General features: G+C 62.6%; 17 protein-coding genes. 4 read left to right on the top strand and 13 right to left on the bottom strand.

The features are described from left to right. Window positions 1-135: 135 nt before the first annotated feature. The 4 genes from BLU85_RS23810 to BLU85_RS23825 are packed head-to-tail and all read left to right on the top strand — an operon-like array spanning window position 136 to window position 4,887. The gene (locus tag BLU85_RS23810) at window positions 136-1,611 is read left to right on the top strand and encodes an efflux transporter outer membrane subunit (RefSeq protein ID WP_092204128.1); all 1,476 of its coding nucleotides are present in this window, start codon (window positions 136-138) and stop codon (window positions 1,609-1,611) included. A gap of 7 nt (window positions 1,612-1,618) precedes the next feature. Further along, window positions 1,619-3,823: an FUSC family protein gene (locus BLU85_RS23815; protein ID WP_092204163.1), complete on the top strand. Its 2,205-nt coding sequence runs from the start codon at window positions 1,619-1,621 to the stop codon at window positions 3,821-3,823. Continuing rightward, window positions 3,813-4,013, top strand: a complete 201-nt coding sequence (locus BLU85_RS23820) for a DUF1656 domain-containing protein (protein ID WP_003205331.1) — start codon at window positions 3,813-3,815, stop codon at window positions 4,011-4,013. The genes BLU85_RS23815 and BLU85_RS23820 overlap by 11 nt, the downstream gene beginning before the upstream one ends. A 10-nt stretch (window positions 4,014-4,023) precedes the next feature. Next, window positions 4,024-4,887, top strand: a complete 864-nt coding sequence (locus BLU85_RS23825; protein WP_092204127.1) for an efflux RND transporter periplasmic adaptor subunit — start codon at window positions 4,024-4,026, stop codon at window positions 4,885-4,887. A 260-nt stretch (window positions 4,888-5,147) separates the two neighbouring features. Here BLU85_RS23825 and BLU85_RS23830 read toward each other — a convergent pair whose 3' ends face one another. From BLU85_RS23830 to alg8, 13 genes are all read right to left on the bottom strand, one after another. Continuing rightward, window positions 5,148-5,972: an SDR family oxidoreductase gene (locus BLU85_RS23830; RefSeq protein ID WP_092204126.1), complete on the bottom strand. Its 825-nt coding sequence runs from the start codon at window positions 5,970-5,972 to the stop codon at window positions 5,148-5,150. 35 nt (window positions 5,973-6,007) lie between these two features. Continuing rightward, entirely contained in the window at window positions 6,008-6,472 is a 465-nt protein-coding gene (locus BLU85_RS23835; protein ID WP_092204125.1) for a multidrug transporter, read from the bottom strand. Between the two features lie 160 nt (window positions 6,473-6,632). Beyond that, on the bottom strand, window positions 6,633-8,084 hold the full coding sequence (locus BLU85_RS23840; protein WP_092204124.1) for a mannose-1-phosphate guanylyltransferase/mannose-6-phosphate isomerase: 1,452 nt from the start codon (window positions 8,082-8,084) through the stop codon (window positions 6,633-6,635). 216 nt (window positions 8,085-8,300) lie between these two features. Next, window positions 8,301-8,966 (bottom strand): alginate O-acetyltransferase AlgF, encoded by a 666-nt coding sequence (locus tag BLU85_RS23845; RefSeq protein ID WP_092204123.1) that lies wholly within the window; start codon window positions 8,964-8,966, stop codon window positions 8,301-8,303. A 14-nt stretch (window positions 8,967-8,980) separates the two neighbouring features. Then, complete coding sequence (locus BLU85_RS23850) at window positions 8,981-10,156, bottom strand: alginate O-acetyltransferase (protein WP_092204122.1); 1,176 nt, start codon at window positions 10,154-10,156, stop codon at window positions 8,981-8,983. 11 nt (window positions 10,157-10,167) lie between these two features. Next, on the bottom strand, window positions 10,168-11,733 hold the full coding sequence (locus BLU85_RS23855; protein ID WP_092204121.1) for an MBOAT family O-acyltransferase: 1,566 nt from the start codon (window positions 11,731-11,733) through the stop codon (window positions 10,168-10,170). A 151-nt stretch (window positions 11,734-11,884) separates the two neighbouring features. Then, window positions 11,885-13,009 carry a mannuronate-specific alginate lyase gene (locus tag BLU85_RS23860; protein WP_092204162.1) on the bottom strand — a complete coding sequence of 375 codons (1,125 nt, stop codon included), beginning with the start codon at window positions 13,007-13,009 and terminating at the stop codon, window positions 11,885-11,887. Between the two features lie 23 nt (window positions 13,010-13,032). Then, entirely contained in the window at window positions 13,033-14,481 is a 1,449-nt protein-coding gene (locus tag BLU85_RS23865; RefSeq protein ID WP_092204120.1) for an alginate O-acetyltransferase, read from the bottom strand. A gap of 11 nt (window positions 14,482-14,492) precedes the next feature. Next, complete coding sequence (gene algG, locus BLU85_RS23870; protein ID WP_092204119.1) at window positions 14,493-16,082, bottom strand: mannuronan 5-epimerase AlgG; 1,590 nt, start codon at window positions 16,080-16,082, stop codon at window positions 14,493-14,495. A 26-nt stretch (window positions 16,083-16,108) separates the two neighbouring features. Then, window positions 16,109-17,599: an alginate export family protein gene (locus BLU85_RS23875; protein ID WP_092204161.1), complete on the bottom strand. Its 1,491-nt coding sequence runs from the start codon at window positions 17,597-17,599 to the stop codon at window positions 16,109-16,111. A gap of 5 nt (window positions 17,600-17,604) precedes the next feature. Beyond that, a complete protein-coding gene (algK, locus tag BLU85_RS23880) occupies window positions 17,605-19,116 on the bottom strand; it encodes an alginate biosynthesis TPR repeat lipoprotein AlgK (protein ID WP_092204118.1) in 1,512 nt (503 codons plus the stop codon). A gap of 9 nt (window positions 19,117-19,125) precedes the next feature. Next, complete coding sequence (locus BLU85_RS23885; protein WP_092204117.1) at window positions 19,126-20,295, bottom strand: alginate biosynthesis protein Alg44; 1,170 nt, start codon at window positions 20,293-20,295, stop codon at window positions 19,126-19,128. A 35-nt stretch (window positions 20,296-20,330) separates the two neighbouring features. Beyond that, window positions 20,331-21,812 carry a mannuronan synthase gene (alg8, locus tag BLU85_RS23895; protein WP_371128509.1) on the bottom strand — a complete coding sequence of 494 codons (1,482 nt, stop codon included), beginning with the start codon at window positions 21,810-21,812 and terminating at the stop codon, window positions 20,331-20,333. Window positions 21,813-21,883: the final 71 nt, after the last annotated feature.

The raw sequence follows: 21,883 nt of genomic DNA on the forward strand, positions 1-21,883 counted from the left end.
CGATGGCGGCGTGGCCTTCAACTTCTTCGCAAGCTGACACTCCGCTATCGCGAGCAAGCTCGCTCCCACAGGTTGTGCATGAACTGGCAACCACTTTCATTTCGTCGTCGTGCTCACCTCAGGAATCTTGCGCAAGTGCCGCGTTGCATCAGCAGAGAGCTGAAGACTCTCAGTGTTTGGGTTTTAACGTTAACCATCAGCGGTTGCATCGGCACGGGGGGTATCGCACCGCAAGGCGAGGCGCTGTCGGCCAATCAATTGGCCACCGATGCCGCGATCCGCGAGGCCGCCCGCGACGCCCACTGGCCCACCCGCCAGTGGTGGCAAGCCTATGGCGATCGGCAACTGGACCGCTGGATCGACCTGGCCGTGCAAGGCAGCCCGAGCCTGGCCATGGCCGCGGCGCGAGTACGTCAGGCCAAGGCCATGGCCGGCATTGCCGAGGCCGCCGAGTCGTTGCAGATCAATGGCGAATCGACCCTCAAGCGGCATAACTGGCCCACCGATCAATTCTACGGCCCGGGCGAGTTGGCCGACACCACGACCTGGGACAACAATGCCTCCCTGGGCTTGAGTTATGCCCTGGACCTGTGGGGCCGTGAGCGCAATGCCAGCGAACGAGCGGTTGACCTGGCCCATGTCAGCGTCGCCGAGGCACGGCAGGCGCAACTGGAATTGCAGAACAACATCGTGCGCGCCTACATCCAGTTTTCGTTGCACTACGCCCAGCGCGATATCGTCGCCGCGACCCTGCGCCAACAAGAGCAGATTCTCGACCTGGCGCAGAAGCGCCTGGACGGTGGCATCGGCACCCATTTCGAAGTCAGCCAGGCCCAGGCGCCGCTGCCCGAGACCCATCGTCAACTCGACGCCCTGGACGAGGCCATCGCCTTGAGCGGCAATCAATTGGCGGCCTTGGCGGGCCAGGGGCCGGGAGCGGGTGCGCAACTGCAACGTCCGACCCTGGCCCTCGGCGCGCCCTTGAAGCTGCCGTCGGCCTTGCCCGCCGAACTGCTTGGCCAGCGTCCGGATGTGGTGGCCGGGCGTTGGCAAGTGGCGGCCCAGGCCCGGGGCATCGATGTGGCCCGGGCCGGCTTCTATCCCAACGTCGACCTGGTGGGGAGCCTCGGCTACATGGCCACCGGTGGCGGGGCGCTGGAGTTTTTGACCGGCAAGAAACTCACCTACAACGTCGGGCCGGCGATCACGTTGCCGATCTTCGACGGCGGGCGCCTGCGTTCGCAGTTGGGCGAGGCGGCCGCCGGGTATGACATCGCCGTGGCGCACTACAACCAGACACTGGTAAACGCGCTCAAGAGCATTTCCGATCAGTTGATCCGTCGCGAATCCATGGACAAGCAGCAGGCCTTCGCCGCCGAATCGGTGGCCGCGGCCCAGCGTACCTACGACATCGCCAAGGTGGCGTTCCAACGTGGCCTGACGGACTACCTCAATGTGCTCAACGCCCAAAGCCTGTTGTTCAAGCAGCAACAGGTGCAACAACGGGTGGAGGCGGCTCGCCTGACGGCCCATGCCGATCTGGTGACGGCGTTGGGCGGTGGGCTGGAGGCCGGCAGCGACAGCCCCGACCTGAACCACCATGCTGAGTAGGCCTGTCGTGATGTCCTTACTTGCCCCCGCACGCCGGCTGTATCGCCTCGAATGGCGCCGTGGTTTCTTCGACTGGGCCCGCAGCGACGGGGTGACCTGGGTCTATATCTTCAAGGTCCTGTTTGCCGCGTTCCTGACCTTGTGGCTGGCGATGCGCCTGGAATTGCCGCAACCGCGCACGGCCATGATCACCGTGTTCATCGTCATGCAGCCCCAGAGCGGGCAGGTGTTCGCCAAGAGCTTCTACCGTTTCCTCGGCACCCTGGCGGGTTCTGCGGTGATGGTGGCGCTGATCGCGCTGTTCGCCCAGAACACCGAACTGTTCCTTGGTTGCCTGGCGATCTGGGTCGGCATCTGTTCGGCAGGGGCGGCGCGGTATCGTAACTTCCGCGCCTATGGTTTCGTGCTGGCTGGCTACACCGCGGCGATGATCGGCTTGCCAGCTTTGGCCCACCCCGAAGGGGCGTTCATGGCGGCGGTCTGGCGGGTGCTGGAGATTTCCCTGGGAATTCTCTGCTCGACCCTGGTCAGTGCCGCGATTCTGCCGCAAACCGCCAGCGCTGCCATGCGCAACGCCTTGTACCAGCGCTTTGGCGTGTTCGCCCTGTTTGTCACCGACGGCTTGCGCGGACGCAGCAAGCGGGAGGCCTTCGAGGCCGGTAACGTGCGTTTCATCGCCGAAGCCGTCGGCCTGGAGAGCCTGCGCAGCGTGACGGTGTTCGAAGACCCGCACATGCGTCGGCGCAATGGTCGGCTCAGTCGCTTGAACAGCGAATTCATGGGGGTCACCACCCGTTTCAATGCCCTGCACCAATTGCTCGAACGCTTGCGCAGCGGGGCGGCGGATCATGTGGTGAACGCCATCAAGCCTGGTTTGCAAAACCTTGCCGAGCTGCTGGACGGCTTTAGCGCAAGGGCCTTGACCGACGCCGACGCAGCGCGGTTGGCGGCGGCGCTGGCGGACTACAAGACTGGCCTGCCGGCCCAGGTACGGTGCTTGCGGGCAGCGTTCCAGGACACCGCGCCAAACGATGGCGAGCAGTTGGACTTTCATACCGCTTATGAGCTGCTTTATCGCTTTGTCGACGACTTGCACGGCTACGCCCAGACCCATGCCTCCCTGGCCGAACATCGCCACGAACGCGAGCGCTGGGACGAACCGTTCGTGCCGCAGACCAACTGGCTGGCCGCCACGGCATCGGGGGTTCGCGCCGCTTTCATTCTGCTGGTGCTGGGTAGCTACTGGGTCGCCACGGCCTGGCCGAGCGGCGCGACCATGACGATGATCGCCGCCGCCACCGTAGGCTTGTCGGCCGCGACGCCGAACCCCAAGCGCATGGCCTTCCAGATGGCCTGCGGTACGTTGTTCGGGGCGCTGGTCGGCTTCGTCGAGATGTTCTTCATCTTCCCGCTGATCGATGGTTTTCCGTTGCTCTGCGTGATGCTCGCCCCCGTCATCATGTTCGGTTCGTTCCTCAGTTCCAGGCCGCAATACGCCGGGGTCGGGCTGGGGCTGCTGATCTTTTTCTGCACCGGCTCGGTGCCGGACAACCTGACGCTCTACAACCCTTACGCCTTCATCAACGACTACATCGCGATGATCCTCGGCATGCTGGTGTGCGCCGCCGCCGGGGCGATCATCTTGCCGCCCAACAGCAGCTGGTTGTGGCGCCGGCTGGAGCAGGACCTGCGCGAGCAGGTGGTGTATGCCATCAGTGGCCGGCTCAAGGGGCTGGCCTCGGGTTTCGAAAGCCGTACCCGCGACTTGCTGCATCAGGCCTACGGACTGGCGGCCGGGCAGCCGCGGGTGCAACGGGACTTGCTGCGCTGGATGTTCGTAGTGCTGGAAGTCGGTCACGCGATCATTGAGTTGCGCAAGGAGCAGGCCATCTTGCCGGTGCACCCGGCGTATGCCGAAAGCCAGCCATGGCGCCAGGCGATTCGGGTGATGGGGCGGGCGCTGGTGCGGCTGTTCCGCCAGCCGGGCCAGAGCAATCTGGAGCGTGCGTTGGTGGCGGTGGATCATGCCATCGGCCGCGTGCAGGCCACCGACGAACCCTTCGCCCCGCATTTCGACACCTCGGCCCTGCGCCGGGTGAAGAGCTACCTGCATTTCATCCGCACTTCGCTGCTGGACCCGCAATCGCCATTGGCCGGCTATGCCATGGCGCATGCCACATCGCTTCCCCAGGAACCTGAACATGCCCCGTGAGATCGCCTTCCATGGCGTGTACATGCCCACCATGACCCTGATGTTTTTCATCGCCGCCGGCCTGGCCTGGGCCTTGGACCGCTTCCTGTCGGGGTTGGACCTGTACCGTTTCTTCTGGCACCCGGCGTTGTTGCGCCTGAGTCTGTTCACCTGTCTGTTCGGCGCGCTGGCGCTGACGGTCTACCGTTGAGATCGATGCGATGAAAAAGTTTTTCAGCCTGCTGGCGACGCTGTTGGTACTGGCCCTGGCGTTGTGGATCGGCCGTACGCTGTGGGTCCATTACATGAACACGCCCTGGACCCGCGATGGCCGGGTGCGGGCCGACATCATCAATGTGGCCGCCGATGTCAGCGGCGAGGTGGTCGAGGTGCCGGTGCGCGACAACCAGTTGGTGAAAAAGGGCGACTTGTTGATGCGCATCGACCCCGAGCATTACCGCATCGCCGTGAAGCAGGCGCGTTCCCTGGTGGCATCGCGCAAGGCCACCTGGGAGATGCGCAAGGTCAACGCCCATCGCCGTGCCGATCTGGACAGCCTGGTGATCTCCCGGGAAAACCGCGACGACGCCAGCAACATCGCCGACTCGGCCCTGGCCGACTACCAGCAGGCCCAGGCCCAATTGGAAGCCGCGGAGCTGAACCTTTCGCGCACCGACGTTCGCGCGGCGGTGGATGGCTACGTCACCAACCTCAACGTGCACCGCGGTGACTATGCGCGCATCGGCGAGGCGAAAATGGCCGTGGTGGACATGCATTCTTTCTGGGTCTACGGCTTCTTCGAAGAGACTAAATTGCCCAAGGTGCGGGTCGGCGATTCGGCGCAGTTGCAGTTGATGAGCGGTGAGACGCTCAAGGGCCATGTGGAAAGTATTTCCCGAGGCATCTACGACCGCGACAACCCCGAAAGCCGCGAACTGATCGCCGATGTGAACCCCACGTTCAACTGGGTTCGCCTGGCCCAGCGAGTGCCGGTGCGCATCCATCTGGACGAAGTGCCGGACGGCGTGCTGCTGGCGGCGGGAATGACCTGCACGGTGGTGGTCGAACCTCATGCCAAGGGCTGAGGCATTGCATCATCTGTGGGTGATGGCGAGATTTATGTGCACCACAAATCCCCTGTGGGAGCGAGCTTGCTCGCGATAGCGGTGGTTCCGCCGCATCGAGGGTGACAGACACTCCGCCATCGCGAGCAAGCTCGCTCCCACATTTTTTTCCGGGGTGATGGCGAGATTTGCTGTACACCACAAGTCTCCTGTGGGAGCGAGCTTGCTCCCACAGGGATTGGCGTTCAGCCTGGCCATGACAGCAAAAAAACCAGCGTGGATTACAGCGATTTTCCCAACCCGAACCGCTTCATCAACCCCTTCTCCAGCAACCCTTTGGGCAACAAACCCGCCATCAACGGCAGCGCCCGGCTGCCGTTGCCCAGACGCAGCAAGCGGGGTGGCTTGGGTTGTTGAACCGCCTTGAGCAGCGCCGCGGCGAATTCGTGGGTGGGGGTCGGGTTGTCCTGGGAAGCCTTGGCCCGGGCGCGGATGCCATCGCGCAGGGGCCACCAGGGCGATTGTTCGCTGATCAATTGTTCGGCCTCATGACCGGCATTCTTGGCGAAGCTGGAGGCAATCGCGCCGGGCTGGACCTCCATCACGCGGATGCCGAACGGTGCCAGTTCCATGCGCAAGGCATCGCTCAAGGCATGCACCGCCGCCTTCGAAGCGCAATAGGCGCCAGCGAACGGCGTGACCAGCACCCCGGAAACACTGCCGATGTTCACCACCAGCCCCCTGGCCCGGCGTAGCACCGGGAACAGCGCCCGAGTGACCCCGACGATGGCGAACACGTTGGTTTCGAACTGACGCTGCATGGCCGGCACGCCGCCGTCCAGCAGCGGGCCCATGGCGCCGTAGCCGGCATTGTTGACCAGCACATCCAGGCCGCCACATTGCTGGTTGATCCGCTCGCCCAGCTGTTCCAGGGCCTGGCCATCGTTGACGTCCAGTGGCACGGCGGTGAACCCGGCCGCGGCGAGTGTCGCCACGTCTTCAGCCTTGCGCGCCGTGGCCCAGACCTGATAACCCGCGGCCTTGAAGGCGTCGGCGAGGGCGCGGCCAATGCCGCTGGAACATCCGGTAATCAACGCAACAGGCATGGCGCGGTCCTTGTGCAAAAGTTGGGGGAGGGCAATCAGTTGGAAAAGCTACCGTGCAATCGTTCGGCGCGAAACTCCAGGGTCTGCGGGCGATAACCCGGGCGCAAGGGCGGCAGCGGCAGGCAGTCTTGCCAGTCGGCGCCGGCTTGCAATTCGCCGGGGCCACGGTAGCGCGGAGCGTCGTAGGGACTGTCGGCCAGGTTGATGGTGTCCCCGGGCGCATAGGCCGCGACCCGCCAGCGCAGCTCGATCAGCGGCACGTCGTTGTTGTTTTTCAGGGTCAGCGACAGCGGCCGGTCGGCGGGGCATTGTTCGGGGGCGTAGCGGATGCGCAGTTCCAGGCGCTCCAATTGGCGGGTCTCGCGGTTCTCCTGCCAGAGCACCCACGCGGCGACCAGTCCCAGCCCGATGAAGGCCGCCAGGGAGACCGGCAAGGCCTTGGCCGGGTAGCGCAACAGCAGGATGAGCCAAGTGATGACCAGCAAGACGCCGATAAGCATGGTGGAAGCCTCCGTTACCGTAGGCACATCCTACCGAAGGGCGCGGGCAATGTTGAAGCAATGATATCAGGCCATCACCCGACTCAAAAAAAAGCCCCCACCCAACCCACTGCGGATAGGGGACGCAGTGGGCTGGACGGGGGCTTCTCTTTTGCCAAGGTTACTGCGCGATGGTTTTCACCGAGACGCCGCGCTCAACCGGGGTGGAACGACCGTAGATGTCTTCGAAACGCTCGATGTCGTCTTCGCCCAGGTAGCTGCCGGACTGCACTTCGATGATTTCCAGCGGGATCTTGCCCGGGTTGCGCAGGCGGTGGACCGACGCGATCGGGATGTAGGTCGACTGGTTTTCGCAGAGCAGGAACACGTTCTCGTCGCAGGTCACTTCGGCGGTGCCGCTGACCACGATCCAGTGCTCGGCTCGGTGGTGGTGCATCTGCAGCGACAGGCACGCGCCCGGCTTGACCGAGATGTGCTTGACCTGGAAACGACCGCCCATGTCCACCGAGTCATAGGAACCCCACGGACGATAGACCTCACAGTGGTTCTGGGTCTCGGTGCGGCCCTGTGCATTGAGGGTGTTGACCATCTGCTTGACGCCTTGGACCTTGTCCTTGTGGGCGATCATCATGGCGTCCTTGGTTTCGACCACCACGATGTTTTCCAGGCCGATCACCGACACCAGCTTGCCGTTGCCGTGGATCATGCAGTTGCGGCTGTCCTGGACTACCACGTCGCCCTTGGTGACGTTGCCGTTGGCGTCTTTTTCGTTGACTTCCCACAGCGAAGCCCAGCAGCCGACGTCGCTCCAGCCGGCCGACAGCGGTACCACGCAGGCGCGCTGGGTTTTTTCCATCACGGCGTAGTCGATGGAGTTGTCCGGGCAGCAGGCGAAGGTGGCTTCGTCGAAGGTGATGGTGTCGGCTGTCTGTTCACTGCGCTCCAGGGTCAGCAGGCAGGTGTCGTAGATGTCCGGGTCGTGCTTTTTCAGCTCTTCGAGGAAACGGCTGGCGCGGAACAGGAACATGCCGCTGTTCCAGAAGTAACCACCGGCATCGACGAACTCGGTGGCACGCTTGACGTCGGGTTTTTCGACGAAGTGCGAGACGCGGCTCACGCCCTCAGGCAGCAGCGCGTCGTTGGTCGACTTGATGTAGCCGTAGCCGGTTTCCGGCTTGGTGGCCGGCACGCCGAACAGCACCATCTCGCCACGTTCGGCGGCCACGGTGGCCAGGGCCAGGGCGCGTTGCAGGGCTTTCTGGTCTTCGATCACGTGGTCGGCCGGCAGCACCAGCATCAGCTCGTCGCGGCCTTCGTTGACCAGCATCATGGCCGTCAGGGCCACGGCCGGTGCGGTGTTGCGCCCGAACGGTTCCATCAGGATGCGCTGGGCTTCGAGTTTGCGGTTGGCCAACTGCTCGTTGACGATGAACCGGTGGTCTTTGTTGCAGACCACGATCGGCGTGTCCATGCCTTCGAACACCAGGCGCTCGAGGGTCTGCTGGAACAGGGTGTGTTCGCCGGTCAGGGCCAGGAACTGTTTAGGGAATTGCTTACGCGAAAGCGGCCAAAGACGTGAGCCGCTACCACCTGACAAGATCACCGGAATCATGTTTGTTACTCCTACAAATCGAAATGGTTATAGAGCTACTGCGTTCTGTCGTTTCACTCTCTTGTTGTTGTTCCGTACCCGAATGACACCTGTGTCCAGTGTGGGAGCGAGCTTGCTCGCGATGGCGGCGTATCAGTCGACAGTCATGTTGAATGTCAGATAGCTATCGCGAGCAAGCTCGCTCCCACAGGGCACAGCGTCAGTCAGGAAAACTCATCAGCGGGTCGACACCGGGCGTTTCACCCAAACTGGCGACAGGCTGCTGCCCGAACCGGTGACGTACAGCACCGCGGCTTCGCCGCGTTCCAGGGCCACAGGCTTGAGGTCGCCGACTTTCTTGTCGCCTTCGAACAGCGCCAGGGAGACTTTCACCGGGTTGATTTCACGTTCGCCACGGCCTTTGGCCGCCACGTTCGGGACCACTTCGGTCTTGCCATCGGCGGTCTTGAGGGTCAGCGCCTTGTCGCTGAGGTTCTGCACGCGGACCAGGGACTTCTGCTTGTTCTTGAACGGCGGCTCTTCGATCAGCTGAGGCTGGCCGCTGGCGTTGTTGACCAGGGTGTAATAGTGGTCGGGGGCCAGTTTTACCGGGACGGTCTGGCTGCCAACCTTGGCGCTGTAGTCGCCACCGGGCATGAAGCTGAAATCACTGCTGGCCAGGGGCGCCACGTCGTTGAGGTTGGTGCTGCCGACCGTGGCGCTGACTTCGGTGTTGCTGGCGTTGTAGATGCGTACGAAGCTCGAACCTTTTGGTGCGACCGGGCCGTACAGGGCCGAGTCACCGGCAAAGGCGGACAACGAGAGGGCGCTCATGCTGGCGACGAGGGCTACGGCCTTGAAGGAGCGAGCAGCGAGACGGCGAGGAGTAGTGTTGAAAGTCATGGTGGACCTCTCTTTCAGTTTTGCGCCCGTTCGGGCGTCTCGGATGGGGTGTTGGCGGCTACGTTCTGTTGGCGAGCGCCGGCTTGCTTGAGCTCTGCGACCCACTGCGGGTCGGCGTCGCCGATTTCGTTGTTTACAGGCAGATAACGTTCAGGGAACTCCCAGATCAGCACCTGCGGCGGGCTGTTCTTGAAGGCATCGCTCTTGAGGTAGCTGAGCATTGGCAGAATCGGGCCGTGGCCGTCTTCGGCGTAGTTCACGACGTCGCTGTGCAGGGCTTGCTTGAGTGCACCGACGAAGTTCCAGTTGGGGTTGGCGCTGTAGCTGGTGCCGATCAGGGCCACGGGCACCTGGGCATCGGCGAACAGTGCGTCGTCGCCGGCCGGCTGGTCGTCGACTTCGCGGGTGTTGCGCTTGACCAGCGGCTCCTGGGCTGGCATCAGGTTTTCGAACAGCGGGTCCAGCGGCAGGAACTGGCGCAGGTCGCCCTTGTGGGTGATTTTTTCTGCCGGCTCGGTGACGAAGCGCTGCGGCTCGCCGTTGAGCGGCGCGCGTTCGGCGATGGCCTTGGCCAGGTTCTCGGCAGCGACCTGGGCGCCTTCCGGCGTCCAGTGGGTGTCGGTGCGCAGGAACACTTGCTGGCCGCTTTGCTTGGCCTGTTGCAGCGGGCCGAGCAGGTCAGGCGCGAGGATATTGTCGGCCGCGACGCGAGCATGGAAATCCTGGTAGAGGTTGGTGTGAATGCTCGATGGCTTCACTTCGCCCAGGTGCTCGGGGTACAGCCGCGCCTTGGCCGGCACGATCGCCATGACCAGGGTGATGCCTTGTTCCTTGAGCTTCTGGCGCACGCCTTCGACCAGCGCGTAGTTGCCTTGCAGGTTCAGCTCTTCGTTGACGATCGGGTTGAACTCTTCGTCGCTGTACAGCCACTGGTCGCGGCCCAGGACCACGCCTTTGCGGCCTTCGTTGAACAGCTTGTAGTCCAGTGCGGCCCAGATGTTGGTGCCCAGGCGCTTGATCGGGAACTGGTCGTCATAGTGCGTTTCCACGGCCTTGGCCCAGCGACCGTTGAGCACGGTCGCGTCGGGGTTGGTGCTGAAGCCGAAGAAACTGCGCATCGACCACAGGCCCAGTGCTGTCAGGATCAGCAGGAACAGTGCGATGTAAAAGATGCGTAATGAGCGGGTCATGTTCAGATCCCTCAGAACTGGAAGTAAAGGAACGGCGAGAAGCTTTGCGCCGAGAGTTTGAGAATCGAAGCGATGAACAGCAGCAGCACGAGGGCGCGCATCACGTAGCGCGACCAGTCCACGGTCCAGTAGGCCGGTTGCACCTGGGCTTCGACACCCACGGTGTAGCCGGGTTCATGGATCGACGCCGGGTTGTCGCCCGGTACCGCCTTGATCAGCCCCGGTTGCGCAGTGGCCGGGCCGTTGGCCTCGGTGTTGACTTCAGGCTTGGTCTTGACCGGCGGACGGTTGGTGTAGAAGTCCCGCAGGCCGAAGAAGGCGAGGGTGACGTAGGCCACCACCAGCGTGGCGATCTGCAGGCCGGTGAGGTTGGCGCGGGTCAGTTCCGACAGCGACCAGTCGCCGAAGCTGAACATGGCGCCGTACATGCGACCGGCCACGTGCAGGTTCTCGGCCCGGAAGATCACCCAGCCCATCACCACCAGCAGGAAGGTCAGCGCCCAGCGGATCGGATTGATGCTGCGTGGCGTGGTGTTGATGCCCACCGCTTTCTCGATGGCCAGCCACATGCCGTGCCAGGCACCCCAGATCACGTAGGTGATGTTCGCGCCGTGCCACAGACCACCAAGGAGCATGGTCAGGAACAGGTTGCGATAGGTCATCAGCGTGCCTTTGCGGTTACCGCCCAGGGTGATGTAGAGGTAATCGCGCAGCCAGGTCGACAGGCTGATGTGCCAGCGGCGCCAGAACTCGGTGATCGACTGGCTGATGTAGGGTTGTTTGAAGTTTTCCATGAAACGGAAACCCATCATCAGGCCCAGGCCGATGGCCATGTCGCTGTAGCCGGAGAAGTCGAAGTACAGCTGCGCGGTGTAGGCCAGGGCGCCGAGCCAGGCATCGCCCGTGGTCGGGTTCTGCAAGGCGAAGCAATGGTCGGCCACCACCGCCAGGGTGTCGGCGATGAACACTTTCTTGATGAAGCCCTGCATGAAGCGGGTGCAGCCTTCGGAGAACTTGTCCAGCGTGTGAGTGCGGTTGTTGAACTGGTCGGCCAGGTCGCGGAAACGCAACACGGGGCCGGCGATCAGGTGCGGGAAAATCGCCACGAACGCTGCGAAGTCGATCAGGTTGCGGGTTGCCGGCGTGTCACCGCGATAGACGTCGATGATGTAGCTGATGGACTCGAAGATGTAGAACGAGATCCCGATCGGCAACAACACGTGGGTCAGGATGAACGGGTTGAGACCGAAGCCGGTGATGATGGCGTTGAGGCTGTCCACGCCGAAGTTGGCGTACTTGAAATAGCCCAGGATGGCCAAGTCCACGCCCACGCCGAGCAACAGCCAGCGCTGGGCCGGTTTGGTGCGCACACCGGCGGCGCCGACTTTCAGGCCGATCCAGTAGTTCCACAGGGTCACGCCAGCGAACAGGGCGAGGAAGTCCACCCGCCACCAGGCATAGAACACGTAGCTGGCGATCAGCAGCAGCAGGTTGCGATAGCGTTGCCCGCTCAAGTAGTACAAGCCGAGAAAGATCGGCAGGAACAGGAACAGGAACACGTTGGATGAAAATACCATCCCGATCTCTCCATGTTGAATCAACAGTCAAGGGCCAGAGCCCCCCCAAACCCCCCCATGAAAACCGGGGGGTTGATTACATTCGAAACAAACCACATTCCCTGTGGGAGCCTGCTCCCACAGGATTCCCCGCCAGGCGGGGAGGGTGGGCTCAGCTTCCTTTCTCACCCTTATCCCGCGAAGGGTCGTACACCTTGGTCAAGTCCCCGCCGAGGCGGAAGGTCTTGAACGGTTGCATTTCATGCTTGCGCTCCAGCACATCCTCGGAGCAGGTGTAGAGGCTGCAGAACGGTTCGAGCCAGGCGAATTTCGAATCGACCTTCAGGTCTTTCATGTCCTGCTCTTCGCCGTTCTTCTCTTCGAAGATGTCCGGGTCTTTCACCCCCGCCAGCACCCGGTCACCCAGTCGCTTGAGGGCGCCGTTGTTTTCCTGGCGCAGGTCCACACCGTTGACCTGGGCGAAGCTGGCGATCATCGCCAACGGCGGCAGGGCATAGTTGTGGTAGGACAGGGCCCGTTGCTTGCGCTTGAGTTCGTTGGGCAGGAAACCGTCGGCATCGACCTGGTTGACGCCGACCTTGTATTCCTTGACAGCCCAGTCGAACAGGTCACGGCGGTTGGTTGCCACGGAGGTGGCCATCACCGACCAGGCGGCCCAGTAGGAATGGTTGTTGGTCTTGTCCAACGGCAGGTTGTCCCAGTCGCTGACGACCTGATCGGCCATCCGGCTGAACCAGCCTTCGATCAGTTGCGCCTGCTCCTGGTGGTTGGCCAGTGGGCGCGATTCGGAGAACTTCAGGCGCACATAGGCCGAAGCCATGCTGCCCAGCGCCCATTTGCGCATGGACTTGCCGGTGTGGTTGAAGTCCTTGGACATCAGCGCATCGGCCTGGGCCCAGGCGGTCAGCCAGTTCAGCGTGCATTCCAGCTGCTCGGGGCGGCCGTCACGCATGAACTGCATGACTTGCTTGCTGACGCCACGCTCTATCTTGGTGATGTCGGCGGTGCTGTCGCGGAAGGCTTTTTCCGACTGCACGTTCAACGTCGCGCGGGCCTTGTCGGAGCCCTCGTATTTGCTGCGAAATTGCAGGGAGCCGGTGTAGGGCGTCGGCGTGGCGTCGCAACCCTGGGCGGCATCGCCGACCTTGACCTTCTCGATCGGTGCGAAGTAGCCCTGTGGCGGGCGCAGCGGGGCCGCGGCCTGCGTGGCCCCGGCGAACATCGCCAGGGTCAGCAGGGACGGTGCCAGCAGTGTTTTCAACGTTCGGGTGCGCATGGTTCTGGTCATGAGACGAGACCTCATTGTCCGATTTGAGCCGTTTGTTCGGCTTGCGGAGATGCGTTGCGTTTGCAGATTTTCGCCTCGACTTGCTGTGGCGCTGCGCCGGCTTCGGGACCCTGGACTTCGACAGCCAGCAGGTTCTGCGAAGCCCAGTCCGCGTCGGTGCGCAATTGGAAGGCGAAACGTCCGTCGGTGTCGGAGGTATCCGGTTTTTCGATCTTGATATCCTCGTGGCGCCCATTCATGTACCAGAGGGTGGCTTGCAAGGTTTTCACCGAGGTATCGGCGAAGCGGATGTCGACCTGGTGGCTGCTGTTACGCAGATCCATGTTCTTGCTATTGACCATCAATTCGTTCTTGCCTGGCTTGAGCGCGGTCTTGCTGCTCATGAGTGCCGGCTTGCCTTCGCAACCGTTGTTATCCAGCAGCGCCATCATCTGGCGGTAGATGGTTTCCTGGTCCAGGCGATACAGCGGCGAGAACTCCCAGATCAGGATTTTCGGCGGGCTTTTCTGGAATTCTTCGCTGCCCAGGTACTGGATCATCGCGCCTTCGAAACCACCGCCGGGGAAGGCCACGTTGAGGATGTCGGCACCGATGGCTTCTTCCAGGAAACCGGCGAAGTTGTAGTTCTTGCCACTATGGCTGGTGCCCACGAGGGTGATCTGCGGGTTGCCGGAGTCGCCGAACAGGTCGCCGTCGCCGGCCTCGCCCTTGGGCTCGGTGGTGAACTGGTCCATGTACTGGATCGCATAGCTGGTGCCACACAGTTGCCCCGCCATGTTGTGCAGGGTGCCGGTCTTGCCCATGCGGCCGGATTTCTTGGTCTCGAACTCACGCTTGGGAATGTCGGCGAAGGCCGGGATCTGCTTGATCTTCTCGGCGACGATCTTGGCCGTGCGCTGGGCGCCATACGGCGTCCAGTGCTGGTCGCCACGGAAATAGAAATCGTGGGCCGGCAGCGTCTCGGGCAGGTTTTCGTTGGTCAGCGGCGATAGGTCCGGCACCACATAACCCATCTGGGCGAAGCGGCCGAGCATGGATTTGTAGTTGGTCAGGGCTTTCTCGTAGTCGAAGGCGGCCTTTTCCTGTGGGTTGAGCTTGTTGCGGTTCACCAGGCCCCGGGTCGGCTGGTAGACGATCACCAGCTCGATGCCTTTTTTCTTGAACGCATCGTGCAACTGCTGCATGCGCTGGTAGCCGGCCGGCGTGGTGTTGAATTCGGTGCGCAGGTCTTCCTGGGTACGGAACAGCCAGTCGCCCTGGGCCTGCACCAGCGTGGTGAAGTTCTGCTGGTAGCGCGTGGTGTAGTTCTTCGGATCGTGAGCCGCGGGGCACAGGTTGCAGCACGGTTCGGCCGTAAAGGTCGGGGCCTTGATGTCGTCGGCGCGCGCGCCGCTTGCAGCGGCCAGGATGCCGGCAGTCAGGGCGGACAGGCCCAGGAGTTTGATCATCTGTGGGTTCATAAAGGTCATCCTCAGTCCCGCAATTCGGTCTGGCGTTCGACAGGGTCGATCAGCACGGCTTTCTGCTGGCGCACCAACAGGTCGAGAATTTCATCCTGGCGTTCGCCCAGAACTCCCGTGAAAGTGATGCCGCTGGATTTGGTCGGCGCGAGCATGGACACGCGGTACAGCTCGACGCTCAGCGGCGAGTCGATGGTCAGCGGGCCGCTGCCGTTGCCAGCCAGTTCGCCACCCACCACGATCAGCGAGACCTCGGCGTCGAACGGGTCGAGCTTGATGTCCCGGTCGGTGTTGGACAGGTCCTTGATATGGCCGTAGATACCGGTCAGGCCGTTGGCCATGGCGACGTTTTCGTAGAGGCGGATGTTCACGCTGTTACGAATACGGATGCCGTGGCGGCGGTTGCTGATCACCTTGTTGTCCCACAGCAGGTTGTCAGCACTCTCATAGAGCGTGATGCCGTCGGTGTGGTTCTTGTAGATCTCGTTGTAGGCGATGATGTTGTTCACACTGTTACGGTCGATCACCAGGCCCGAGAGTTTGTTGTCGTAGCTGCGGTTGTTGAAAATGAAGCTGTCGTTGACCTCTCGGGAAATAATGATCCCGTGCTTCTTCTTGGTCCCGTAGACGGTGTTGTCGGCAATGATCAGCCGATGGGAACGGTCGTGGGGGTCGATGCCGTAGACGATGTTGTCTTTGTAGGTGTTGCCCTTGACCACGAAGTCGCGGGTCTCATAGCAGTAGAAGCCGTACCACATGTCCGAGAACTCGGAACCGATGATCCAGCCAGTCGGTTCCGGGCGCTTGAGGACCTTGGCCATGTTCGGCGTGTACTGGGAAATACTCACCCCGTACGACTTACTGTTGGCGTAGCCGAAACTGGCCATCTTGGTGTTGACGATGTAGGTCTCGGTGCCACCCCAGGCCAGCAGGAATGGACGGAACTCCTTGGGCGAGCGGAACGTGGCAGGGCCGTTGTCCTTTTCGCGCCAGCCGGTGACCTTGGTGTCGCGGATGAACATCTGGCCATCGTTGACCAGGAATGAGCCGCCCTCTTGGGACAGGCGCAGTTCCTGGGTCTGTTTGTCGATCTCCAGGATGCCTTTCTGGCCGACCACGATCGGAATCCTCGCCAGGTAGACACCCGGCGAGGTTTCGATGATGTACTTGGGCTGTTTCTTGGCCAGGTCCTTGAGGTTCATGTAGCCATCGTCGAGGAAGATGGCCTGTGGGATACCGTGCTGGCGCACGACCCACTCGGCCATCTTGTTGTCGCCGCCAATGAAGTCCTTCAAGGCGTTTTCCTGCATCATCCGGCGCACGCTGACCTTGCCGGGCTTGGTGCGCACGATCTTGGCCGCGGCCGCTTCGGCGGTGAAGCCTTTGAGGTCGGGCAGGGTCGGCTTGGCCAATTCCAGCGGTGCGGTCGGCGCGCTGCTGACCGTGTAGGTCTTGGCCCGTTGCAGTTCCTTGACCACGTTGCCCGGCTTGACCGCCGGTTCAACGTTGGCGAACGCCGGCGAGCCAGCCAGCAGCATGGCTGCGACCAACAGGCTGATCGAACCTTTCATCGCCTGGCTGTTCCTGAGGTAGCGGTTCATATCGGGCACTCCCATGGCCATTCGCATCAGAAGCGCCAGATCACGTCGACAAAGGCGCGATGCATGTACGAATCGACCTCTTTGCCGTAGGCGTCGCCTGGCTTGAACACACCGCCACGAAAGCGCACCAGCGCCGACGGCTCATCGATGGACTGGCTCAGCGCGGCCGGCAGCAGGCCTTGCTTGAAGTACTTGGTGACCACCAGGTCGACTTCCTGGCCCAGGTCCTTGTCACCGTCACGCAGCGGCAGGGTCGAGGTGGACAGGATCGCGCCGGTCACGTCGTCGGTGTTGTTTTCCACGGCGTTGATGCCGTTGCTGCCCACGGGCTTGTTGCCGTCCACGCGCCAGAACTTGTGGTACACCAGGCTGGCATCGTATTCGTCACGCAACTGCCAGGAACCGAACAGGCTGGCGCTCTGGGTGTTGGCCATTTCGCCCCGGAACGCTTCGCCGAAACGGTGGACCCGCGAGCGGGTGCCGGTGAAGTTCGAGCGGTTGCTTTGCAGGCCGTTCTGTTGGTACTCGTCGCTGGCGCGGGCATAGGCCGCACCGACTTGCCATTGCGGGTCGAGACGCAAGCGGATACCCAGGTCAGTGGCCCAGCCGTCCACATCATCGCTGTGCTTGGCTTCTGTCGGGCGCGTGCCGTCGGCGTTGAGCGGGTTGACGGTGTCGCGCTCGCCGCTCATGCCGGTGATGCTGGCCCAGTAGTTGACGGTGTTGGTGTTGCGCCAGTTGTAGGCATCGCTGTTGGCTTCCAGGCCCAGCCAGGAGATGTCGCCGTTCTGGGTCTTGTCCAGGGTGTCGGTGGGCTCGCCCGGGGTCGGGTAGTCGAGGCTGCCGTTGTCATGGGAATGGTGGGCACGGATGCTGGCCCACTGGCCTGGCATCCACTGGTAGCCCACGTCGCCATAGACGTGCAGGCGGTCCTTGTCCTTGGGGGACAGTTCCTTGAGGTCGGTGCGGTATTCGCTGAAGCGTTCGGCCACGCCGAGGTTGGCCCGCAGCAAGGTGGTGTCGAAGGTCCAGTTCAGGGCTTCGATGTTGGTGTCGCGCCATTGGCCGTCGTCGTTGCGCAGGCGTTGGCGACCGAACTTCAACTGCTCGCCCGGGTAGGGGGTCAGGCCGCGGTAGCCGATCCAGAACTCGCGCATGGCCAGGTAGCTTTTCTTGGCTTCGCGATCGCCGCTGTCGGTTTGCTGGGTGCTGCCATCGGACTGTTGCAGGGTGTCGGTCTCGATGATGTCGGAGGACGTCACGGCCTGGGCCATGGCATAGGCGCTCCAGGCACCGCTTTCGCTTTCACCGTAGACCCAGGGACGCAGGTCCAGGCCGACACCGTTGACGTCGCCACCGCTCTGGGTGCCGAGGTCACGGTCGTCTTCGGACTGGCCGGTGATCTTCACTTCCAGGCCGAAATTCTTGCTCTCGGTCAGTGCCGCCAGGGTCGGGCAGGACCACAGCAGAGCAAACGACAGGCCAATACCAGCCTGCACAAAAGGATTGAGCTTCAAAAGCTTCATAGAGGTTCCTCGCCGTCATCTTCTTTTAGGGCTTGCAGTTCCAGCGTATCGGGGCTCATTGCGCCGCGAATGGCCTGCTCTTGTTGTAGCAGGCGTTGCGCTTGTGCAAGTTGTTCCGGCGGTAATTGTGCTTCGAGGGTCTGGGCTAGCTCGATGGCTTGCGGGGTGTTCTGCGCCTTGGCCAACTGGCTGAACACATAAGCGTTGACCGGGTTGGGCTTGGTGCCCCTGCCCTGGGAGAACAGCTGGGCAATGGCGAAGTCGGCGCTGTTCTGGCCGTTGCGGGCGGCCTTGAGCAGGTGGTCCAGGGCTTTTTGCGAGTACACCTGGCCCAGGTAGCCGCGGCGATAGATCTGGCCGAGGTAGTAATCGGCGGCCACTTCGCGGCCCACGGCTTTCTGGAAATGCGCCTCGGCGGCCTTGGCATCGGCCGGGACCCACTTGCCTTCGTAGTACAGCTTGCCCAGCAACAGCTCGGCGCGAGGCTGGTCGGCGGCGCGGCCGTTTTCCAGGTATTGCATCATCTTGTCGACGTCACCCAGTTCCGGGAAGTCGTAGAGCAGTTGCGCCAGGCTGACCCAGGCTGCGGGGTAGCCAGGGGCGATGCCTTCGAGCAACGACTGGGCGGTCTTTTCGTCGGTCTTGCCCAGGCTGGCATCGGCCAGGACACGGGCGACGCTGTCCACGCGCTGGGCGGATACGACGCCACGGGCGTGACCGTCCTGCATCTGCTTGAGCAATGCGGCCTGCTGTTCCGGCTGGCCGCGTTTCTGATAGACCGTGGCCAGTTCGACGTAGCAGATGTCCGTGGTCGCCAGCGCAGCCTTGCAGACCTTCTCGATTTCATCCAGGTGCTGGTCGTAGGTGCCCTGGGTGCGGTAGAGCAGAATCTGCGCCAGGCCCGCTTCCGGGTAGCCGGCGCTGCGCCATTGGCTGATCTGCTGCTGGGCGTTGACGTTCGGGAAGCTGTGGGGATATTGCAGGTACAGCATCGCCAGCGGGATCAGGGTGTTACCTTCGCCGTTGGCGAAGGCTTTCTTCAACAGGCCTTCGGCTTCGTGTTTTTCCGCTTCGGTGGAACCGGGCTTGGCCACCAGCAGGCGACCCAGGCGAGCCTGGGCCCGTGGCGAGATATCGGCCGCGGCGCGGTAAGTCGCCTCGGCTTTTTTCATCTGCTCGGGGTCGCGGCTGTCCACCTGGATGTCGGCCAGGCCCACCTGGGCCTCGCTGTAGCCCAGGTCGGCCAGTTGCTGGTAGTTCTGCTGCGCCAGCGCCGTGTCGCCGCGCTTGAGCGCTTCGTTGGCCAGGCGCTGGTCGGGCAGGCCGGCACAGCCACTGAGACTGACTGCCAGCGCCAGAGCACACAACGCATATCCTGTGTGGGAGCGAGCCTGCTCGCGATGCAGGCCGCTCGGTGTACCAGACAGACCGCGTCGATCCCATCGCGAGCAAGCTCGCTCCCACAGGGAATGCGGTGCATTGTTGTTTTGTGGAGTGGTCACGGGCATATCCTCGACTTAAATACCGACAGCCATGGCTTTGTCGATCAGCCAGTTCAGGTTCGGGCCACGGTCGCTGGTGACTTCTACCGGACGGCCGGCCAGCGCGCTGTCCAGCGGTTCGTCAGGCTTGATCAGCACGCGGATATCGGAGGACAGGTCTTCGCTTTTCAGGCTGGTGCTGCTGACGATCTTGCCGGTACGGAGGGTGTCTTCGCCGGCGACCTGGAAGTTGACCGGGGTGCCTGGGCGCACGTCGTTGAACTGGCGATAGGAGAAGCGCGCTTCGACGTTGGCTTCGGTGCCTCGTGGGACCAGTTGGAAGATCACGTCGCCCTTGCTGGCGTACTGGCCGTTGGCGACCATTTGCTGGGCCACGATGCAATCGCACGGGGAGGTCAGGGTGCCGGTCATTTGCTTGCCAAACAGCTCCTCGACCTTGGCCGGCTGCAACTGGTTGTCGTCCAGGTGACCCTTGAGCACGTCGAGCATGCTGGTGCTGAAGGTCGCCAGCGGGGCGCCTTTGGCGGCCACACCGTCGGTCTTGACCAGGCTCTGCACGGTGCCGTCGCGCGGCATGGTGATGGCCATGCCCGGTACGTTCACCAGGCCGGCTTGGGCGTGGCTGACGAAGTACATGCCGTACACCGACTTGAAGATGAAACCGAACGCCGCCAGGCCAACGACGAAGACCCCCAGGCTGAAGGTCACGGCGCGCAGGCGACCCAAGGCACTCATGCCGCCGTTTTCGTCTTTCTGCTTGCGGGCCTTGGTGAAGTTGTCGCGTTGCAGGGTCGCCAGCACGTCACCGACACCGACGATGTCGCCGGCCAGGTGCGAGGTGATGATGTGACGCAGTGTCGAGATGTCCCGCGGCTCCAGGTTCTGGAACTGGCAACCGGTGCGGCCGGTCTGGCGGTCGTAGGAACGGATCTGCAACTCCACGTCCATGGCCAGGCCAAGGTTGTCGATCACGAACTGCAGGCGAGCCTTGTAGGTCTCGCCAACCTTGAGCGGCAGTTGGCCGGCGTTGAAGCACAGCCCACCGGCGGACAGGTCCAGGACCTTGACTTCCATGGGCGTACGGTCGGGGCCGAAGAAGCGCAGCTTGGCCGGGATTTTGACCCGGGCATGTTGGCGCTGGGCTTCGGATTCATGCACTACGTTGACATTCACGGCGGTGTTCATAGGGGCGATTTCCTAGTTAATTCATTCAAGTCCGGTCAGACCATCGTCAGCAGCACGGCGACAAAAATGCTGCCGGCGGAGAAGGTCATGGTCCGAGACGACCAAGTGTTGAACCAACGTTGAAAGCTGGCGAGATCACGGGTCAGTGAGGTGGGCTGGCGAGTCCAGGACTGCTGGTCAAGGCGGAAGAACACGTAGATCTTCACCAACGCGCCGACGATCTGGTTGTAATAGAGAATCGCCGGGTAGGCGGGGCCGATCCGGTGACCGGAGCACGACAGCAGCAAGGTCAGGATCAACCGTGTGATGCCGATCCACAGCAGGTACACCAGGATGAACGCGGTGCCGTACTTGAAGCTGGCGATCAAGGCCACGGTCAAGCCCAGCAGCGAAGTCCACATCGACACGCGCTGGTCGAATAGCACCACCGAGGTGAACAGGCCCAGACGGCGCAGGCCCAGGCCCAGGGCCCGGGAGTTCTGCCGCAGGTTGTTGCCGTACCAGCGGAACATCAGCTTGCGGCTGGCCTTGATGAAGCTCTTCTCCGGCGGATGCTCGACGGTGTTGATCGCCGCGTCGGGAACGTAGAACGTGTCGTAGCCCAGGCGCATCAGGCTGAACCAGCTCGACTTGTCGTCACCGGTCAGGAACTTGAAGCGGCCCAGGCGCCAGTGTTGCAGCGAGTCGCTTTCCACGTCGGCGATGAAGTCCGGGTTGGTGACCACGGTGGCGCGGAACACCGACATGCGCCCGGTCATGGTCAGCACGCGCTTGGACAAGGCCATGGAGCACATGTTGATGTGCCGCTGGGCGAAGCGCAGTTTGTGCCACTCGCTCATGATGTAGCCGCCGCGCACTTCGCAGAACTCGTTGGTGGTCAGGCCGCCGACGTTGCCGAACAGCTGGAACCACGGCACGGTCTTGCGCACGACGCCTTCGGCGAGCACGGTGTCGCCATCGATCACGGCGACCACGGCGCGGTCGTCCGGCAGGTGGCGGGAGATGGCGCGGAAGCCGTAGGCCAGGCCGTCACGCTTGCCGGTGCCAGGAATACGCACGAAGTCCAGCTTGACTCGCTCAGGCGGGTTCATGCGGGTCCAGAGGCTCTTGACCAGCAATTCGTCGGACATTTCCACGATGGAGCAGACCACGGTGGTGGGCAGCCCGCAGTCGATGGCCTCGCGGATCACCGAGCCATACACCTGGGCAGTGGTCAGCGCATCGATCCGGAAGCTGGTGACCATCAGGTACACGTGGGACGGATCCGCCGCCTTGCCCAGCTTGCGGACCTTGCGGCGCAGGTGTGGGTAGACGATGTACAGGAAGATCATGCCGCGCACGAAATGCGTCGCTCCCATGGAGTAACGCCAGATGCCCACGGCGCCGATCAGGAAGATGAAGTCCTTGGATTCGGAGTCGAACGTGGACGTGGGCAGCGCCATGGCGATGCCCATCAATAAACTCAAGTAAAACAGCCAACCGGCGGCCTGAAGCAGGCCGTGCTTTAGCCTGTGCATAATCTGCATCCGTCTCTATCTCGGGCGGGCCTTGTGGGCGGCCCGATGGGTTAAGGCAGGCGAAAGGCCGG

This window comes from Pseudomonas sp. NFACC14, assembly GCF_900106885.1.
Taxonomy (GTDB): Bacteria; Pseudomonadota; Gammaproteobacteria; order Pseudomonadales; family Pseudomonadaceae; genus Aquipseudomonas; species Aquipseudomonas fluorescens_AA.

What these genes read in the sequence shown, in the direction of transcription:
- BLU85_RS23820 (WP_003205331.1), top strand. Translation starts at nt 3,813, where the DNA reads ATGCCCCGTGAGATCGCCTTCCATGGCGTGTACATGCCCACCATGACC.
- BLU85_RS23825 (WP_092204127.1), top strand. Translation starts at nt 4,024, where the DNA reads ATGAAAAAGTTTTTCAGCCTGCTGGCGACGCTGTTGGTACTGGCCCTG.
- BLU85_RS23830 (WP_092204126.1), bottom strand. Translation starts at nt 5,972, where the DNA reads ATGCCTGTTGCGTTGATTACCGGATGTTCCAGCGGCATTGGCCGCGCC.
- BLU85_RS23835 (WP_092204125.1), bottom strand. Translation starts at nt 6,472, where the DNA reads ATGCTTATCGGCGTCTTGCTGGTCATCACTTGGCTCATCCTGCTGTTG.
- BLU85_RS23840 (WP_092204124.1), bottom strand. Translation starts at nt 8,084, where the DNA reads ATGATTCCGGTGATCTTGTCAGGTGGTAGCGGCTCACGTCTTTGGCCG.
- BLU85_RS23845 (WP_092204123.1), bottom strand. Translation starts at nt 8,966, where the DNA reads ATGACTTTCAACACTACTCCTCGCCGTCTCGCTGCTCGCTCCTTCAAG.
- BLU85_RS23850 (WP_092204122.1), bottom strand. Translation starts at nt 10,156, where the DNA reads ATGACCCGCTCATTACGCATCTTTTACATCGCACTGTTCCTGCTGATC.
- BLU85_RS23855 (WP_092204121.1), bottom strand. Translation starts at nt 11,733, where the DNA reads ATGGTATTTTCATCCAACGTGTTCCTGTTCCTGTTCCTGCCGATCTTT.
- BLU85_RS23860 (WP_092204162.1), bottom strand. Translation starts at nt 13,009, where the DNA reads ATGCGCACCCGAACGTTGAAAACACTGCTGGCACCGTCCCTGCTGACC.
- BLU85_RS23865 (WP_092204120.1), bottom strand. Translation starts at nt 14,481, where the DNA reads ATGAACCCACAGATGATCAAACTCCTGGGCCTGTCCGCCCTGACTGCC.
- algG (WP_092204119.1), bottom strand. Translation starts at nt 16,082, where the DNA reads ATGAACCGCTACCTCAGGAACAGCCAGGCGATGAAAGGTTCGATCAGC.
- algK (WP_092204118.1), bottom strand. Translation starts at nt 19,116, where the DNA reads ATGCCCGTGACCACTCCACAAAACAACAATGCACCGCATTCCCTGTGG.
- BLU85_RS23885 (WP_092204117.1), bottom strand. Translation starts at nt 20,295, where the DNA reads ATGAACACCGCCGTGAATGTCAACGTAGTGCATGAATCCGAAGCCCAG.
- alg8 (WP_371128509.1), bottom strand. Translation starts at nt 21,812, where the DNA reads ATGCACAGGCTAAAGCACGGCCTGCTTCAGGCCGCCGGTTGGCTGTTT.